We start from the raw sequence: 17,481 nt of genomic DNA, 5'->3' as shown, positions 1-17,481 counted from the left end.
GGGGCCGGGCCTTTCCACTGCCAAGACAGGAGCGCGGAATGGGTGAGATGCCGCCCGACGAGCCCGAAACCGGCCCCGGTTCCAACGGGCCGGACACCGGACATGTGATCGTCCCGGTTCGAATCGAAGAGGCGCTCGGCGCCGCAGCGATGGCGCTGATCTGCCTGATATCCTTCGGCAATGTGATCGCCCGCTACGCCACCGACGTGTCCTTTGCCTTTACCGAGGAATACTCGGTCTTTCTGCTGGTGTTCATGACCTTCGTGGGGGCTTCGGCCGCCTTCGCGGGCAACGAGCATATCCGCATCACCTTTTTCCTCGAGCGGATGCCGCGCGGGCTGCGGTGGGTCTGCGAGCTGGTCACGTTGGCCGCGACCACGCTGATGTTCTCTCTGGTGCTGTTCTACGGCGCGCGGGTGACCTATTCCGAATGGTATTGGGAAGAGACCACGCCGGGGCTGGGCAACCCGAGCTGGATCTACACGATCTGGATGCCGATCCTTTGCGTCGCGATCCTGCTGCGCGTACTTGGCCGGGGCTGGGCGGTGCTGTTGCGCCGTCGCCGAGACGGGGGCGCGCGATCATGATCCTTGCCAACCTGATGCTCTTGCTGGTCTTCGTCGGCCTGATGCTGATCGGCACCCCGATCGCCGTGGCCCTTGGCCTGGGTGGCGCGGTGGGGGTTTATCTCGGGCTTGACCTGACCGCGATGGGGATGATCGGGCCGAATACCTATGCGGCGGTGGCCAAGTACCCGCTGATCGCGATCCCGCTGTTCATCCTGACCGGGGCGGTCTTTGAACGCTCGGGCGTGGCCGCGCGGCTGGTGGAGTTTGCCCAGGCCATGGTCGGGCCGCGCCGGGGGGGGCTGGCGCTGGTGGCGATCCTCGTCTGCATGATCATGGGCGGCATGTCGGGTTCCGGCCCGGCGGATGCGGCGGCGGTGGCCACCGTGATGCTGCCCTCGATGGTCAAGGCGGGCTATCCAAGGTCGTTCACCTCCAGCGTGATCGCCGCCTCGGCCTCGACCGCGATCCTGATCCCGCCGTCGATCGCGATGATCGTTTATTCGGTGATCATTCCCGGCCTTGATCTGCGGGCGCTGTTCGCCGCCGGGTTGTTCCCGGGGCTGTTGCTGGGGACAGCGGTGGCGGTGCCGACCATCCTGCTCAGCCGCAAGCACGGCTTTGGCGCGAATGAGGCGCCCGAGCGCCCGCCGTTCTGGGCCAGCCTGCGCCGGGCCTTGCCGGGGCTGATGGCGCCGGTGATCATCCTGGGCGGGCTGCGCTCGGGCCTGTTCACGCCGACCGAAACGGCGGTGGTGGCGGTGGTCTACGGGTTCTTCGTCGGCGTGGTGCTCTATCGCACGATGGGGTGGCGCGACGTTTATAACGTGCTGGCCGAAAGCGCCCGGATATCCGGCGTTCTGATGCTGATCCTGTCGCTGGCCGGGCTGTTCGCCTGGGCCGGGTCGACCATGGGTGCCTTCAGCGCCACGGCGGACCTGTTGTTGTCGGTCAGCGACAATCAATGGGTCATCCTTGTCCTGATCATGATCGTCATGCTGTTTGCTGGCATGGTTCTGGACGGGGTCTCGATCTATCTGATCACGCTGCCGCTGCTGATCCCGATCGTGCAGACCTTTGGCTGGTCCTATGTCTGGTTCGGTGTCGTCATGGCCATCAACATCGCCATGGGCCAGTTCACCCCGCCGGTCGCGGTCAACCTGATGGTGACCGCCAAGATCGCCGGCGTGCCGCTGGAATCCACCTTTCGCTGGGTCGGCTGGCTGCTGCTGGCGATGGTGGTGGCGCTGGCGCTGATCCTGATCTTTCCCGAAATCGCGCTCTGGCTGCCGAGGCTGCTGGGCTATCGCATTACCTGACTGGAAGAGACGATGACACAAACCAATGAGATGACCGGTGGCGAAGCACTGGTGCGGGGCCTGCTGGCGCATGAGGCCGGGCCGGTCTTCGGCATGGGCGGGTTTCAACTGTTGCCCTACTACGATGCCGCGCGGCGGCTGGGGCTGACCCATCACCTGATCAACGACGAACGCTGCGGGGTCTTCGCGGCGGATGCCTATGCCAAGGTCACCGGCCGGGTCGGGCTGGTCGATGCCACGCTTGGACCGGGGGCCACGAACCTTGTCACCGGGCTGGTGGAGGCGCTGAATGCGGGCTCTCCCATCGTGGCGATCGTGGGGGATACTCACCGCGATCATTCCTGGAAGAACATGACGCAGGAGACCCACCAAGCCGAGATCCTGCGCCCCGCCGCGAAAGAGGTGATCCGCGTCGAGTCGATCCAGCGCATTCCCGAGCTGTTGCGCCGGGCTTTCATCGTGGCGACCAGCGGTCGGCCCGGCCCCGTGGTGCTGATCGTGCCGGAGGATATCGCGCATGGCACTCATGGCTTCGCGGACGAAGATTTCGCCTGCGATCCCCGCTATCAGGCGGCGCCGGCTCTGCGGTGTCGACCCGAGGCCGAGGGGCTGGCCGAGGCGGCGGCGCTGTTGGCGGCGGCGGAGCGTCCGCTGATCCTTGCCGGGGGCGGTATCCACATCTCGCAGGCCGCGCCGGATCTTCAGGCGCTGGCCGAGGCGGCGCAGATCCCTGTCGCCCATACGATGAGCGGCAAGGGGGCGATCGCCTGCACCAGCCCGCTGTCGGCGGGGTTGTTCGGGCGTTATGACCGGATCGCCAACGGGCTGATCGAGGACAGCGACTGTCTGCTGGTCATCGGCTGCAAACTGGGGGAGATCGCCACCAAACGCTACACCGTGCCAGCGCCCGGCAAGCGGGTGATCCATCTGGATTGCGTCGCCGAGGAGATTGGCCGCACTTATCAACCCGAGCTTCCGCTTTGGGGTGATGCGCGCGAGGGCATTCGCGATCTGATGACGGCGCTGGATGGAAAGCCGATCCCCGAGGCGCGCAAGACCTGGTGCGAGGGTGTCGTCGCCAAGATGAACGACTGGCGCGAGATGGCGAAGGAGCGGCTGACCAGCGAAGACGTTCCGGTCTCCATGGGCCGGATGATGGGGGAGTTGAACACCCATCTGCCCGAGGACGCCATCCTGATCGCTGACGGCGGGTTCGCCGCGCACTGGGGCGGGCTGCTTTATGACAGCCGCCGGGCCGGGCGCGGCTTTGTTCCGGATCGCGGGTTTGCCTCGATCGGCTATGGGCTGCCCGGCGCAATCGGCGCCTGTCTGGCCGCCCCGGAGCGCGCCGTGGTGGCGATCACCGGCGATGGTGGTTTCAACATGGTGCTGGGCGAGATCGAGACCGCCCGGCGGATGGGTGTGGCGCCGGTGATCATCGTCGTGAACAACGCTGCCTCGGGCTATGTCAAAGCACTGCAACACCTGATGTATGGCGAGGGCAATTACCAATCCAGCGATCTGGCCGAGACCAATTACGCCGATGTCGCCAAGGCGACCGGCTGCCTTGGTATCCGGGTCGAGACACCCGACGCGCTGGCCGGTGCGATCCGGCGCGGGTTGGCGGAACAGGGGCGGCCCACGGTGCTGGATGTGGTGGTCACCCGCGATCCGGGCAAGATGCTGCCAGCCGCCGACAGCCGCGCGGTGCAGGTGAAGAAGGGTGACCGGATTGCCTGAGCCGCTGCTGTCCGACAGTGTCACGAAACTCGCAGGTGCGGCGGGCCGCGTCGTCGTCACCGGGTCGCACGGGGGGGTCTTTGCCGCCTGTCTCGCCTTTCGCTCTGGTGCGCGGGCGGCGGTGTTCAACGACGCGGGTGTCGGGCTGGATCACGCCGGGATCGGCGGCCTTGGCTGGTTGGCGCGGTTGGGTATGGCGGCCGCGGCGGTGGATCACCAAAGCGCCCCCATCGGCAACGCCGGCGCGATGGTGGGGCAGGGGGTGATTTCCCACGCCAACTCCCTGGCCGAGGATTTGGGGCTGCGGCTGGGGATGTCCTGCGCCGAAGCCGTGCGGTTGCTGGAGGGGGCGACACAACCTGCTGGTACCTGCCCGGACATCCGCGAAGCACGGCAAGAGGAAACTCCGGTCCTTGGCGGGCGGCGCCTGGTCCTGGTCGATTCCGCCAGCCTGGTCGGGCCGCAGGACGCGGGGCAGGTGGTCGTTACCGGGTCACACGGGGCAATCTTCGGTGGCGACCCGGCCAATGCGCTGAAAGCAGATGCGGCTCTGGCGCTGTTCAACGACGCGGGCGGCGCAGCCACCTCGCGCCTGCCGGCGCTTCAGGCCCGTGGCGTGGCGGCAGCGACGGTCGCGGCGATGTCGGCGCGGATCGGCGACGCGAGATCTACGCTGGAGGATGGGGTGATCTCGGCCTGCAACCCGGCGGCTGAGGCCCTGGGCGCGCATCCGGGCCTGCCCGCCCGCGACCTGGTCGAGGCAGCCATGCGTGCGGGGAGATCCTGAAGCGATCGTGGGTTTGGCCCGTCTTCGCTGAGGGAGTCTTGGGAAATTTCTGCCCGCGTTTTCCGCGCTACGGGATCGCAATTGCGGGCAGGATCAGCGGAGGATCGTGAGGTCGAATCTGGCAGCCGTCAACTGTTCGAGACGGTAAAGAGAGGCAGGGTCCGCCTGTTGAAAGACGTGGTCATTCCGCGCTGTATCCAAACCGTCACCGGCCCTTCCCCCGTCGCCACGCGAAACTGCATGGCTCCGACAAGGGGCAAGCTTCGCTCGCGCAGCTGGGCAGGGAGGTGGGCCGTGAGGAGAATCCGAAAACGACCCAGTGAATCGTTTCGCGGATGACCCCCAAAACCCTCCCGAATTGGCGCAGGCGTGCGACGGTCGAGGCTTGAAGACCGGGTTGAAGGAGCCGCGATCAACTGAAACAGGGGGAACTTCCCGACGCCCGCGCCGCTGGTTTGCGCCCGGTTCGACCGGCGACAGGGGGGGGGCGCAGGGCCGTTCAGCCTTGTGGGTCCACCACCGTCTTCAGATGCGCCCAGAGGCTGTCCAGCGTGGGTTTTCGATTGCCCGGATCGCGGTAGATCCGGATTTCCAGCCCGCTCACATGGCTTTGACCACCAACGATCTGCAGCCGCCCTTCGTCCAGCTCCTCGTCGCAGATCGCGCGGGGCAGCCACCCCAGCCCGAAGCCTTCGAGGATCATCGCCTTGACCGAATTGGCCAGCGCGTTCTGGTTGACCACCAGAATGCCCGGCGGGTTGATCTGCTGGCGCAATACATGGTCCAGCACCGCGCGCAGCGCCGAGGCGGTTCCGTACGACAGCAGTGGAACCTGCCGTTTCTGCGTGGAATCGAGACTGAAGAGCGGGCGGCCGTCCGGGCCGGGCTTGGAAACCGGGATGAACTCATCGGTGGACAGGGTCAGGTATTCGCAGCGGCTGACCTCTAAGGGCGACAGGAAATCCATGGCCGGGTGCCAATAGGTCAGGATCAAGTCGCAATAGCTTTGCTGCAGCGCGGTGACGAACTGATCGGCGCCCCAACTGGTCGAGTTCAGGTCGATATCCAACCCGCCCTGTTCCGCCAGAGGGGCGATGAGCGTCTTGTAATGCGTCATGTAGAGCGACTGGGATGAGGCAAAGCGCACGACATTCTCGCCCGCAGCCGCGATTGTCTGGCACCGCTCCAGCGTCTCGGAATAGGTGCGCAGGATGGCCCGGGCCTGCGACAAGAACACCTCTCCCGCCGGGGTCAGCGACAGCGGAAAGGTCTGGCGGTCGATCAGCTTGACTCCGACCTCGTCCTCAAGCGCGCGGATGCGCCGGGAAAAGGCCGGTTGGCTGACGTTGCGATCCTCGGCGGCACGGGAAAAGTTCTTGTGCACCGTGAGCGCTTCGAAATCTCTGAGCCAAATGATGTCCAATGCGTCCTGATCCGTCCTGGGAGGGTGGGGAACTCAACCGTCCAGCCGGTTTTCCTCGACTCCATGACAGGCCACCGTGCTGCCGTCGACCTGCTGCAGCGGCCGGGGCCGCTCATTTCTGCACCGATCATTGGCAGATGCGCAACGGCTATGAAAGGGGCATCCCTGCGGCAGATTGATCGGGGTCGGGATCTCGCCCTTGAGCCGGATGTGGCTGGGCTTGTCATCCTCCAGCTGCGGCACCGCAGACAGCAACGCCTTTGTATAGGGGTGCTTGGGGGTTTCGAACAGGGTGCGGGTTTCGGCCAGTTCGCACAGCGTGCCCAGGTACAGCACGGCCACACGGGTGGCGAAATGCTCGACCACGCTCAGGTCGTGGGTGATGAAGAGGTAGGTCAGCCCCCGCTCTTCCTTGGCCTCCAGCATCAGGTTCAGAACCTGCGCCTGGATCGAGACGTCGAGTGCCGAGATCGGCTCGTCCGCGATGATGAACTCGGGGTCCACCGTCAGCGCGCGCGCGATGGCGATCCGCTGCCTTTGCCCGCCGGAGAACTCATGCGGATAGCGCGACGACCAACTGGGATCGACGCCGACCGAGCGCATCACCTCGGCCACCTTCTCGTGCACCTCCGCCCGCGATATCGAGGGGTTGTGATGGCGCACCGGCTCTTCCAGCGCCTGCTGGATCGTCATCCGCGGATTCAGTGATGCATAGGGGTTCTGAAAGATCATCTGCATCTTCTTGCGCAGCGGCAGCATCGCCTTGCGCGACCGGTTGTCGATCCGCTCCCCGTCATAGTGGATTTCGCCGCCTGAGGGGGTCAGCAGCCCCGCGACCAGCCGCGCCACAGTGGACTTGCCACAGCCCGATTCCCCCACGATGCCGAGCGCCTCGCCCTGGCTCACCGAAAGCGACAGGTCGTTGACCGCATGCACTGCGCGCTTTTCTCGGATGATGTGGCCACCGCGCAGCTTGATCGTTTCGAGAAAGCTCTTGTCGAGGACAAAGCTTTTTTCCAGCTGTTTCAGTTCGAGCAGGGTCCGGCCGTCCGTGGTGATCATGTCCTTCATGCGCTCTGCTCCTCATTGGCGCTGCCGTGCAGGCGGCTGACCTCGTGACAGGCGACCTCGACCTGGCCGAAGTGCACCGTTTCCGGCAACACCCGTCGGCAGACATCGGTGGCGTATTCGCAGCGCGGGTTGAATGGGCAGCCCTGGGGTATTGCCGTCAGAGAGGGCATGTTGCCGGGGATCTGCTTCAACCGGTGGCCGGGCAGGGTCTGCTGTGGCAGGGCGTTGATCAGCCCCTGTGTATAGGGGTGCTGCGGGTCGTTGATGATCTCGCGCGTGGGGCCGGCCTCGATGATGCGACCGGCGTACATCACCAGCGTGCGTTCGGTCATCTGGCTGACGACGCCCAGATCGTGGGTGATCAGGATCAGCCCGACCTTGTTCGATTGGCAAAGCTCCAGCAGCAGTTCCATGATGTCGGCCTGGATCGTCACGTCGAGCGCGGTCGTCGGCTCATCCGCGATGATCAGTTCGGGATCCAGCAACAGCGCGATGGCGATGATGATCCGCTGGCGCATGCCGCCCGACAACTCGTGCGGATACTGGCCCATTCGCTCCTCCGGCGAAGGGATATAGACCTCGCGCAGCTTCAGGACCGAGATATGCTCGGCCTCCACCCGGCTCAGCTTGCGATGCGCCATCAGGGTTTCGACCATCTGCTGGCCGATGGTCAGCACCGGGTTCAACGTCACCATGGGATCCTGAAAGATCATCGCCATGCGGTTGCCGCGGATGTTGCGCATCCGGGCTTCGGACAGCTGAACGATGTCCTCGCCGCCGAACAGGATCTTGCCCTTGTCGATGTAACCGGGGCGGCTGAGCAGGTTCATCAGCGAAAAGCCGGTGATGGATTTGCCGGCGCCGGATTCACCGACGATCCCCAGCCGCTCGCCCTTGCCCAGATCGAAGGAGATCTGGTCAAGCGCGGTCACGGTCTCGGACCGCATGGCGAATTTGACCGTCAGGTCGCGGACGGAAAGCAACGACATATCGGTCATCCCTTGTAGAGTTTCGGGTTCAGGACATCGCGCATCCAGTCGCCCAGAAGGTTGATGACAAGCACCAGAACCACCAGAACCACGCCGGGAATGGCGGTGATCCACCAGCTGCCCGAAAAGATATAGTCGAAACCGGACGAGATCAGTGAGCCCAGCGACGGCTGGCTTGGCGGCATGCCCAGCCCGAGAAAGCTGAGCGAGGCCTCGGAAATGATTGCGTTGGCCACCTGCACTGTGGAGATCACGAAGATCGGCGACAGCGAGTTGGGCAGGATGTGGCGCACCATGATCCGCATCGGGCCGAAACCCAGAACGCGGGCGCTATCGACGTATTCCTTCTTTTTCTCGGCCAGGACGGTGGCGCGGACGGTACGGGCGTATTGCGGCCATTCGGCCACCCCGATCACCGCGATCAGGAAGTAGATCGCGTATTGGTTGAAGGTCTCGCTGCCGAACATGGCCTGGGTCACGGCGAGAAAGATGATGGCGACCATCAGCGTCGAGAACGACAGCTGGATGTCGGCGAACCGCATCAGCAGGCTGTCGAGCCGGCCGCCGACGTATCCCGCCAGCAACCCGATGCTGATGCCAAGCACCGCCTGCAAGGCTACGGCGCAGATCCCGATCATCAGCGACAGCCGCGTACCGTACAGGATCGTGGACCACAGGTCGCGCCCCTGGTCGTCGGTGCCGATAATGAACTGCGGGTCCGCCCCATCGACCCAGAGCGGGGGGTACTCGCTGTTCATGATGTCGATCTGCGCCGGATCATAGGGATCGAACGGCGCGATCAGCGGGGCGAATATCGCGCCGATGGCGATGATCAGGAAGATCGCCAGAGACACCACCGCCACCGGGTTGCTGCGGAAACTGTAGCCCATCTTGGAGTTCCAGATGCGGGTCCAGCGGCTTTCGGTCAGGCCATTTGTGCTCAAGGTGCTCATGCGCCCATCCTCGCCAGGTTCACGGTGGGGTTCACAAGGCCATAGATCAGGTCGACGATGGTGTTGGTCACCACGAAGATGAAGCCGACGACGATCAGATACGCCACGATCAACGGGGTATCGACGCGGTTCACCGCCTCAAGGAACATGAACCCCATGCCGGGCCACTGGAACACGGTTTCGGTCAGGATGGTATAGGCCACCATCGTGCCGATCTGCACCCCGCCGACGGTAATGACCGGAAGCAACGTGTTCTTCAGCGCGTGGACGAAATAGATCCGCCAGGGCCGGATCCCCTTGGCCTTGGCGAATTTGACGTATTCGCTTTGCAGCACTTCCATCATCTCGGCCCGGATCAGTCGCACGAACAGCGGCAGCATGATCGAGGCCAGCGCCACGGAGGGCAGCAGGATATGCATCACGCCATCGACGGTGGCGAAATTCGTGTCCCAATAGCCAAAGACATGCGCCAACTCCCCCCGCCCGTACGAGGGGAACCAGCCCAGGTTGACCGCAAAGACAAAGATCATCAGGATCGCGGTCAGAAACACCGGGATCGAGATCCCGACGATCGACAGCCCCATGATCAGACGGGCCAGGATCGTGTTGGGCTTGATCGCGGTATAGACCCCCAGCGGCACCGACAGGCCGATGATGATGAAGGTGGCGCCGAAAACCAGCTCCAGCGTGGCCGGCATCTTTTTCAGGATCACTTCAAGCGCCGGCTCCTTGAAGAAATAGCTGGTGCCGAGATCGCCGTGCAAGGCATTGCCGAGGAAACGAAGGTACTGCACGACGAAACTGTCATTCAGCCCAAGCTCGTCGCGCAACTGCTGGCGGGTCTCCTCCGATACGGATACCCCCACCAGTTCGCGCAGGGGGTCGCCCAGGTTGTCCTGGATGGCAAATCCGACCACGGAGATGACAAGCATCACCGCCACGGCCTGGAACACGCGTTTCACGAGATAGGCGAGCATGGTGTCTGGTTACCTTCTTGGGTCATTGTCTGATGCACACGGCACAGGCCATGGTAACGGACCGTGGGCTGCCATGGGCATGAAAGAATGACCTGGAAACGGGAAAGTCAGATACCCCGGGGCAGGCACGCGCCCGCCCCGGAGAAAAATGCGATCGGGGGTCAGTCGACCACCAAGTCGCCGAAGTAGGGGAAGTTCATCGCGTTGACGATGCCCTCGGCATGAACGCCGGTGCGGGCGCCCCAGGCCAGGTTCTGCCAGTGCAGCGGGATGAAGGCGGCCTCGTTGTACAGGATACCTTCCATCTTTTGCAGCATTTCGGCGCGCTTGGCCGGGTCGGTCTCGGTGTTGGAGGCGACCATCAGCGCATCGGCTTCCGGGTTGCAGTAGTTGCCCGAGTTGTACTGGCCGTTGCCGGTCTCAGCATCCGGGCAGGCGGTCAGGAACTGGTGGAAGTTCGCCGAATCCTCGGTGTCCGAATGCCAGCCGATCAGCAGCATGTCGGCGGCGCGCTCGTCGAACTTGGGCCAGTATTGCGCCTTGGGCATGGTCTGCAGATCGACCTTGATGTTGATCTTCGACAGCATCGAGGCCACGGCCTGGGCGATCTTGTCGTCGTTCACATAGCGGTTGTTCGGCGACATCATGGTGACGGTGAACCCGTCGGCATAGCCGGCCTCGGCCATCAGTGCCTTGGCTTTCTCCAGGTCAAAGCGCGGCGCCAGCGCCGCGTCATGCCCCAGGTAACCGGCCGGGCTGGCCTGACCCGCCACGGTGCCGAAGCCGCGCATGATGCGGTCCACGATACCGGCGTTGTTCACCGCGTAGTCGATCGCCAGACGGACGCGGGCATCCTTGAACGCCTCGACCCGGTCCTGATTCAGCTGGACGGTGATGATCCGGGTGCCCGGCATGGTCACCAGCGTGGTGCCCTCGGCCTCGTCGACGCGCTTGAGGTCGGTCGGCGGCACCGGCGCGATAAAGTCCACATCGCCCGACAGCAGCGCCGCGACGCGGGTCGGATCCTCCTTGATCGGGGTCAGGATGATCTTGTCGACATTGCCCTTGGAGGCGGTGTCCCAATAGCCGTCGAACCGCTCGAATACCATGCGCACGCCCTGCTCACGTTCGGTCACGATGAAAGGGCCGGTGCCCGACAGGTTGCGCGAGGCAAAGCTGTCGCCATGCTTGACCAGCTCGGCCTTGTCCTTCCCGTCCGCGGTGGTGCCAGTATAGAACTTGCTGTCCATCGGGAACAGGTAGGTCGCGGTGTGCAGCACCAGCGGATAGGCGGCCGAGGTCTTCAGGTCGAAGGTCAGGCTGTCGACCACCTCGAGATCGGTAAAGGGCTCGAAGATCCCCTTGAAATCCGGGCTGCTCTTCAGGCGGTCAAAGGTCCATTCCACATCGGCGGTCGTCAGCGGGTTGCCGCTGTGGAACTTGACGCCGTCGCGCAGGTGGAACCGCACGGTGGTGTCGTCGATCTGTTCCCAGCTCGTCGCCAGCCGCGGTTCGAATTGCAGATCCTGGGTCCAGCGGACCAGGGGATCGAACGCCATGTGGGACAGCTGCAGCGTGCCACCCGACAGTTGCTCATGCGGGTCGAGCGACACGGGGTCCGCATCATAGGCGACCTTGACGGTGGTCTCTGCCAACGCGGCATTGCCGAGCATGACAGACATCGCGCCGACCGCGGCGATGCGTAGAAGAGAGCTCATTTCATTTCCTCCTTGAAGGGACCAGAAGGGACCAGTGGTTGGTCTCCGGTTTAGGCGAGTGGAGCCTATTGGAAAGCCCCACAGGCTGACCAATGCCAATTTCAAATTGCCCATGCAAAACGCAAATACCTGGGAAATTCGCACGCCTTTTCCGATGCTTGTATCGAGAGTCCGGCGCCCCATTTCACCGGGCAGGCGCAGGATCCGTCGACCTCATGCATCAGGCGGCGGCCCTCCCGCGCGCTCAGCCGCTGATTTCCACCACGTCGCGCAGCTGTTCGATGCTCTCGATCCTGGCCTGGTTCTTTTCGATGGTGACCCCGGACCGCCGGAGCCGGGCAAAGGCGCGCGACAGGCTTTCGGGTTTCATCCCCAGCCGGCCGGCGATCAGCACCTTGTCATACGGCATCTTCACAACGCAACTGCCGCCGTCGCCATCGCAAAGGTCTAGCAGGAATTCGGCCACCCGCTGCGCCCCGGTCCGGGCCTTGAGCTGTTCCAGCTGGGCCACCAGCGAATGCAGGTGGGTGAAGGTCGAGGACAGGATCGAAAGCCCCACCTCGGCGTCACGCTTGATCAGGTCGATCAGAACGCTGGAAGGCAGGCACAGGACTTCGGCCGAGGTCGCCGCCTCGCCCGAGACCGGATAGGGCAGGTGGCGCAGCGCAATCGCCTCGCCGAAGCTTTCACCGCGGGTAAAGACCCCGACCACCGCCTCGATGCCGTTCGGGGTGACGCGATAGAGCTTGACCCAACCCGCCAGCACGATGTGGATCGCGTCGGCGGCCTCATCCTGCAGAAAAAGCGTCTCGCCGCGTTCATAGTGACGGTGGATGGCCCGGGACAGCAGCGGTTCGACGTGCTGGTCGGGCAGGGATTGCAATAACACGGACTTGCGCGCGATCACCCTGTGGTGTTCCTGGATCAAGACCTGTCCCTTTTTCGTTGCCGTCCTGCACGGGCAGGGTCTGCCGCCGGTGTCCGCGCACGTGCTAGCAAAAAGCGAACAGGTCGTCCACGGCGCGACCGTTCCATCCGGCCAAATCCGGCGTCGCGAAGCGGATTTCCAACCGCTTGGGCATCGTCGAACGCGGGGCCGTCGAGGGTATGGGATCGCGGCTTCGCACTGTCCCAAGCCGCTTTCAAAGTACATACGCAACATTTTGTTAATATTGCAAAATTACGATGTTTGACGGGCCGCGCACGGTTCTTTCCGAGTGAATTTCTTTAAGTGGGAATTTCCGGACAAATGAATGGGTATGCTTGACATAAATCAAGTAGGCCCTCACCACTGGGGCATACACCCGGCGCAGAACAAGAGTTTGGATGTGACCATGACCCTCCCGATCCAGCAACCGGCCCTCGTGCCCGCCACCGCGCCCCGGCGCCGGTGCGGCGCGTGCCCGGTGGCGGCGATCCTGGGGGTTTTCGCGCTGATCCTGCAACTGTTGGCGCCGGGTCTGGCGCGGGCGTCGCAGACGGACTGGATGGAGATCTGTTCCGATCAGGGCGTCGTGGTGGTGCCGATGAATTTCGGGGACGACGAGGCGCCGCAATCGCCGCGCGCGCCAGACGGCCCCTGTGAGTGCTGCGGTTTCTGCCTGGCCTACAGCGGCCCTGCTGCGGCGGTTCCGCCAAACTCGGTCTCACTGACCCTTGTGCATGGTGTGGCACGTGCCGCGACCCTGCCTGAGGCACAAACGGACCGCGCAGTGCCGCGCGCGGTCTGGCCCAGCCCGCGCGGCCCCCCGTCCGCGCCCAAGAACATGACCGACCGCGCCCCGGTCGCGTCCGATGCGTCAACCCCGAACAAAGGAGGTGCGCTGTGGACGTAAAGCGCGCGATATCTTCTTGGCTGATGGCCCTGGCCCTGATCCTTTCTCCGATCCTCGCCACTCCGGCCCGGGCAGACAGCCTTGCCAGTTTCCTTCCCGATATTTCCCCAGACGAGTTGGTTCCCGGTGCCGATAGCTTTGGCCCGATCCGCGAGGACGTGCCGGTCGCGCCGGTGCGGAAGGGCGGCGAAACCGTCGCCTGGGCGTTCCTGACCTCGGATTTCGTCGGCACCACCGGCTATTCCGGCAAGCCGATCCACGTGGTGGCGGCGATCGACGCTGACGCGGTGATGACCGGCGTCAAGCTGGTCAAGCATTCCGAACCGATCGTGCTGGTCGGCATTCCCAACGCGAAGATGATCCGCCTGACCGAGGGGTATGCCGGGCTGGACCTCAAGGCCGAGGCCGAAACCGGCGGCGAGTCACATGACCTCGACATCATCTCGGGCGCGACGGTGACGATCATGGTGATCGACGACAGCATCGTGCGCGGCGGGCTGAAGGTGGCGCGCGCCTTGGGATTGGGCGGGTTGTCACCGGCCCGGCCGAGCGGCCCCCCGCGTGAGATCGACATGGCGCAGGACGCAGTGCAGGACTGGATCACCCTGGCGGGTGACGGATCGGTGCGGCGGCTGACGCTGGACGTGGGCCAGATCAACGCCGCCTTCGAGGCGAGCGGCGATGCCCGCGCGATCAGCCGACCGGAGCCGGGCGAGGCCTCGGACACCTTCATCGATTTGCAAATGGCGATGGTCTCGGTTCCCAGCATCGGGCGCAGCCTGCTGGGCGACTCTGAGTACCAGAACCTGATCGAGGCGCTGGAGCCGGGCGAACAGGCGATCCTGGTGATGGGGCGCGGGCGTTACAGCTTCAAGGGCTCGGGTTACGTGCGCGGTGGCATCTTTGACCGGATCCAGTTGATCCAGGGCGATCAATCGGTGCGCTTCGTCGATCGCCAGCACAAGCGGATCGGCGCGCTGGCCGCTGACGATGCGCCCGAGTTCACCGAGCTGGACCTGTTCCGTATTCCCGCCGACGCCGGTTTCGACCCGGCGGAACCGTTCCGCCTGCAGCTTTTGGTGCAGCGCGCGGTCGGCGCGGTGCAAAAGAGCTATCTCACCTTCGACCTGGGCTATCACCTGCCCGAGAGCTATCTGCTGCCGGCGGCGCCCGCGCCCGAACTGGTCAGTGACACCAGCGGCGAGGAGGCCGCCAAGGCCGCCCTGTGGCAGCGCATCTGGAAGGATCGCACCGGCCAGATCGCCGGGCTGGCCGCGATGCTGCTGGTGCTGACGGGCGTGTTCTTCTTCCAGTTCCAGGCCACCGCGAATGAGCGCGTGTTCTACTGGTTCCGGATCGGGTTCCTGACCGTTACGCTGGTGTTCCTGGGCTGGTACGCCAACGCGCAGCTGAGCGTGGTCAACCTGATGGCATTGGCCGGGACGCTGCGCACCGGGTTCACCTGGGATGCCTTCCTGCTGGATCCGCTGGTGTTCATCCAGTGGTTCGCGGTGGCCGCTGCGCTGATCTTCTGGGGGCGGGGCGCCTATTGCGGCTGGCTGTGTCCTTTCGGCGCGCTGCAGGAGCTGGTCAACCAGGTCGGCCGCGCCCTGCGCCTGCCGCAGTGGGGGCTGCCCTGGGGCCTGCATGAGCGGCTGTGGCCGGTGAAATACATGATCTTCCTCGGGCTGTTCGGGTTGTCGATGGTCTCGATCCCGATGGCCGAGGCCTATGCCGAAGTCGAGCCGTTCAAGACCGCGATCATCCTCAAGTTCATGCGCGACTGGCCCTTCGTGGTGTTCGCGCTGGTGCTGCTCGGGCTGGGGCTGTTCGTCGAGCGGTTCTATTGCCGCTATCTCTGCCCGTTGGGCGCGGCATTGGCGATCCCGGCACGGATGCGGATGTTCGACTGGCTGCGCCGCTACAAGGAATGCGGCAACCCGTGCCAGACCTGCGCCAACGAATGCCCGGTGCAGGCGATCCATCCGACGGGTGAGATCAATCCCAACGAATGCATCGACTGCCTGCACTGCCAGGTTCTGTACCAGTCGGAAAGCAAATGCCCGGTGGTGATCAAGCGGATCAAGCGCCGGGCCAAGGTGGGGACCGCCGATCTCAAGATGCCGATCGGTGATCCGCCTGCGAACCACCCCAACGCGAAACCAACACCCATTTCCTGAAAGGAGGACACTATGTCGGAACAGGAAAAGACACTGAATGTCACACGTCGCGGCCTGCTGGGGGCGACGGCGACCGGGGCCGTCGTGGCCGGAACCGGCCTTGGCGCCACGCTGATGAGCGCGCCCGCGGCCAATGCCGCCGGCAAGATCAACCTCGAGCCTGGAGAGCTGGACGAATACTATGGCTTCTGGTCCTCGGGCCAGACCGGCGAGCTGCGCATTCTCGGGATCCCCTCGATGCGCGAATTGGTCCGGGTGCCGGTGTTCAACCGCTGTTCGGCCACCGGTTGGGGCCAGACCAACGAAAGCCTCAAGGTGCTGACCGAGGGGCTGCTGCCGGAGACCAAGGAGTTTCTCGCCAAGCGCGGCAAGGTCACCTATGACAACGGCGACCTGCACCACCCGCACATGTCGTTCACCGACGGCACCTATGACGGTCGCTATATCTTCATGAACGACAAGGCCAATACCCGCGTCGCGCGGGTGCGCTGCGACGTGATGAAATGCGACAAGATCATCGAGATCCCCAACGCCAGCGACATCCACGGGCTGCGGCCGCAGAAGTTCCCGCGTACCGGCTATGTCTTTGCCAATGGCGAACACGAGGCCCCGCTGGTCAATGACGGGTCGATCCTGGACGAGCCGGAAAAATACGTGAACGTCTTTTCCGCCATCGACGGCGACGAGATGAAGGTGTCCTGGCAGGTGATCGTCTCGGGCAACCTGGACAACACCGACTGCGACTACCAGGGCAAGTATGCCTTCTCGACCTCGTACAACTCGGAAATGGGCATGAACCTGGCCGATATGACCGAGAACGAGATGGATCACGTGGTGATCTTCAACCTCAAGGAAATCGAAAAGGGCGTGGCCGAGGGCGATGTTCAGGTGCTGAACGGCGTGCCGGTGATCGACGGGCGCAAGGGTCAGAACAAGAAATACACCCGTTACGTCCCGATCCCGAACAGCCCGCATGGCTGCAACACCGCGCCTGACGGAAAATACGTGGTGATCAACGGCAAGCTGTCGCCGACCTGCTCGGTGATCGACGTCACCAAGATCGACGCGCTGTTCGACGAGGATGCCGATCCGCGCTCCTGCGTGGTGGCCGAGCCGGAACTGGGGCTGGGGCCGCTTCACACTGCCTATGACGGCAAGGGGTTCGCCTATACGACGCTGTTCCTCGACAGCCAGGTGGTGAAATGGGACATGGACAAGGCCGTGCGCGCCTATGCCGGCGAGGATGTCGATCCGATCGTCTCCAAGGTCGATGTGCATTACCAGCCTGGCCACAACCACACGACCATGGGCGAAACCAAGGAAGCCGATGGCAAGTGGCTGATCTCGCTCAACAAGTTCTCGAAAGACCGGTTCCTGAACGTGGGTCCGCTGAAGCCCGAGAACGAGCAGATCATCGACATCTCCTCGGACGAGATGAAGGTGGTGCACGACGGCCCGACCTTTGCCGAGCCGCATGACGTGATCCTGGTCCGGTCGGATATCGTCAACCCGTCGCGGGTCTGGTCGCGCGACGATCCGATGTTCGCCGATGCGGTCAAACAGGCCGCCGCCGATGGCGTGGATCTCGAGGATGGTCATGACGAGGTGATCCGCGATGGCAACAAGGTGCGGGTCTACATGTATTCCTCGGCGCCGATGTTCAGCCTGGAGAAGTTCACCGTCAAACAGGGCGACGAGGTGACGGTCTATGTCACCAATATCGACGACATCGACGACCTGACCCACGGGTTCACCATCTCGAACTATGGTGTCGCGATGGAACTTGCACCGCAGGCGACCGCCTCGGTCACCTTCACCGCCGACCGTCCGGGCGTGCACTGGTACTATTGCCAGTGGTTCTGCCATGCGCTGCATATGGAGATGCGCGGCCGGATGATCGTCGAGCCGCGGGCGGTCTGACCG

Annotated in this window: 14 protein-coding genes; 7 read left to right on the top strand and 7 right to left on the bottom strand. The window is 64.0% G+C overall.

The window, feature by feature from the left end:
- Positions 1-38: 38 nt before the first annotated feature.
- Genes ABWV23_RS12760 through ABWV23_RS12745 form a run of 4 tightly spaced genes read left to right on the top strand, consistent with a single transcriptional unit; the run spans position 39 to position 4,412 of the window.
- Positions 39-587 (top strand): TRAP transporter small permease, encoded by a 549-nt coding sequence (locus ABWV23_RS12760; RefSeq protein ID WP_353348298.1) that lies wholly within the window; start codon positions 39-41, stop codon positions 585-587.
- Positions 584-1,885 (top strand): TRAP transporter large permease, encoded by a 1,302-nt coding sequence (locus ABWV23_RS12755; RefSeq protein WP_353348296.1) that lies wholly within the window; start codon positions 584-586, stop codon positions 1,883-1,885. Before ABWV23_RS12760 ends, ABWV23_RS12755 begins: the two co-directional genes overlap by 4 nt.
- A 12-nt stretch (positions 1,886-1,897) precedes the next feature.
- Positions 1,898-3,625: a thiamine pyrophosphate-binding protein gene (locus tag ABWV23_RS12750; RefSeq protein ID WP_353348294.1), complete on the top strand. Its 1,728-nt coding sequence runs from the start codon at positions 1,898-1,900 to the stop codon at positions 3,623-3,625.
- A complete protein-coding gene (locus ABWV23_RS12745; protein WP_353348292.1) occupies positions 3,609-4,412 on the top strand; it encodes a hypothetical protein in 804 nt (267 codons plus the stop codon). Before ABWV23_RS12750 ends, ABWV23_RS12745 begins: the two co-directional genes overlap by 17 nt.
- Positions 4,413-4,911: 499 nt before the next feature.
- Here ABWV23_RS12745 and ABWV23_RS12740 read toward each other — a convergent pair whose 3' ends face one another.
- The 7 genes from ABWV23_RS12740 to ABWV23_RS12710 form a co-directional block, all read right to left on the bottom strand.
- Positions 4,912-5,835: a LysR family transcriptional regulator gene (locus tag ABWV23_RS12740; RefSeq protein WP_353348290.1), complete on the bottom strand. Its 924-nt coding sequence runs from the start codon at positions 5,833-5,835 to the stop codon at positions 4,912-4,914.
- A 33-nt stretch (positions 5,836-5,868) separates the two neighbouring features.
- Positions 5,869-6,906, bottom strand: a complete 1,038-nt coding sequence (locus ABWV23_RS12735) for an ABC transporter ATP-binding protein (RefSeq protein ID WP_353348288.1) — start codon at positions 6,904-6,906, stop codon at positions 5,869-5,871.
- The gene (locus tag ABWV23_RS12730) at positions 6,903-7,895 is read right to left on the bottom strand and encodes an ABC transporter ATP-binding protein (RefSeq protein WP_353348286.1); all 993 of its coding nucleotides are present in this window, start codon (positions 7,893-7,895) and stop codon (positions 6,903-6,905) included. Before ABWV23_RS12730 ends, ABWV23_RS12735 begins: the two co-directional genes overlap by 4 nt.
- Positions 7,896-7,900: 5 nt before the next feature.
- The gene (locus ABWV23_RS12725; RefSeq protein WP_353348284.1) at positions 7,901-8,848 is read right to left on the bottom strand and encodes an ABC transporter permease; all 948 of its coding nucleotides are present in this window, start codon (positions 8,846-8,848) and stop codon (positions 7,901-7,903) included.
- Positions 8,845-9,825: an ABC transporter permease gene (locus tag ABWV23_RS12720; RefSeq protein WP_353348282.1), complete on the bottom strand. Its 981-nt coding sequence runs from the start codon at positions 9,823-9,825 to the stop codon at positions 8,845-8,847. The genes ABWV23_RS12725 and ABWV23_RS12720 overlap by 4 nt, the downstream gene beginning before the upstream one ends.
- A gap of 161 nt (positions 9,826-9,986) precedes the next feature.
- Positions 9,987-11,543, bottom strand: a complete 1,557-nt coding sequence (locus tag ABWV23_RS12715) for an ABC transporter substrate-binding protein (protein WP_353348280.1) — start codon at positions 11,541-11,543, stop codon at positions 9,987-9,989.
- Between the two features lie 244 nt (positions 11,544-11,787).
- Positions 11,788-12,471 carry a Crp/Fnr family transcriptional regulator gene (locus ABWV23_RS12710; RefSeq protein WP_353348278.1) on the bottom strand — a complete coding sequence of 228 codons (684 nt, stop codon included), beginning with the start codon at positions 12,469-12,471 and terminating at the stop codon, positions 11,788-11,790.
- A gap of 406 nt (positions 12,472-12,877) precedes the next feature.
- Here ABWV23_RS12710 and ABWV23_RS12705 point away from each other — a divergent pair, with 406 nt between their 5' ends.
- From ABWV23_RS12705 to nosZ, 3 genes are read left to right on the top strand one after another with little or no spacing between them, the layout of a single operon-like run.
- Positions 12,878-13,378, top strand: a complete 501-nt coding sequence (locus tag ABWV23_RS12705) for a DUF2946 family protein (protein WP_353348432.1) — start codon at positions 12,878-12,880, stop codon at positions 13,376-13,378.
- Positions 13,379-13,401: 23 nt separating this feature from the next.
- Entirely contained in the window at positions 13,402-15,558 is a 2,157-nt protein-coding gene (locus ABWV23_RS12700) for a 4Fe-4S binding protein (protein ID WP_353348276.1), read from the top strand.
- Positions 15,559-15,570: 12 nt separating this feature from the next.
- The gene (gene nosZ, locus ABWV23_RS12695; protein WP_353348274.1) at positions 15,571-17,478 is read left to right on the top strand and encodes a TAT-dependent nitrous-oxide reductase; all 1,908 of its coding nucleotides are present in this window, start codon (positions 15,571-15,573) and stop codon (positions 17,476-17,478) included.
- The last annotated feature ends 3 nt before the right edge of the window (positions 17,479-17,481 follow it).

This window comes from Aquicoccus sp. SU-CL01552 (genome assembly GCF_040365005.1).
Lineage (GTDB): Bacteria > Pseudomonadota > Alphaproteobacteria > Rhodobacterales > Rhodobacteraceae > Antarcticimicrobium.
The sequence above is the reverse complement of the archived record's forward strand: the minus strand, read 5'-3'. Positions and strand labels throughout refer to the sequence as shown.

Coding starts and splice junctions, on each gene's coding strand:
- ABWV23_RS12720 (WP_353348282.1), bottom strand. CDS start 9,825: ATGCTCGCCTATCTCGTGAAACGCGTGTTCCAGGCCGTGGCGGTGATG.
- ABWV23_RS12730 (WP_353348286.1), bottom strand. CDS start 7,895: ATGTCGTTGCTTTCCGTCCGCGACCTGACGGTCAAATTCGCCATGCGG.
- ABWV23_RS12700 (WP_353348276.1), top strand. CDS start 13,402: ATGGCCCTGGCCCTGATCCTTTCTCCGATCCTCGCCACTCCGGCCCGG.
- ABWV23_RS12715 (WP_353348280.1), bottom strand. CDS start 11,543: ATGAGCTCTCTTCTACGCATCGCCGCGGTCGGCGCGATGTCTGTCATG.
- ABWV23_RS12760 (WP_353348298.1), top strand. CDS start 39: ATGGGTGAGATGCCGCCCGACGAGCCCGAAACCGGCCCCGGTTCCAAC.
- ABWV23_RS12705 (WP_353348432.1), top strand. CDS start 12,878: ATGACCCTCCCGATCCAGCAACCGGCCCTCGTGCCCGCCACCGCGCCC.
- ABWV23_RS12750 (WP_353348294.1), top strand. CDS start 1,898: ATGACACAAACCAATGAGATGACCGGTGGCGAAGCACTGGTGCGGGGC.
- ABWV23_RS12725 (WP_353348284.1), bottom strand. CDS start 8,848: ATGAGCACCTTGAGCACAAATGGCCTGACCGAAAGCCGCTGGACCCGC.
- nosZ (WP_353348274.1), top strand. CDS start 15,571: ATGTCGGAACAGGAAAAGACACTGAATGTCACACGTCGCGGCCTGCTG.
- ABWV23_RS12735 (WP_353348288.1), bottom strand. CDS start 6,906: ATGAAGGACATGATCACCACGGACGGCCGGACCCTGCTCGAACTGAAA.
- ABWV23_RS12755 (WP_353348296.1), top strand. CDS start 584: ATGATCCTTGCCAACCTGATGCTCTTGCTGGTCTTCGTCGGCCTGATG.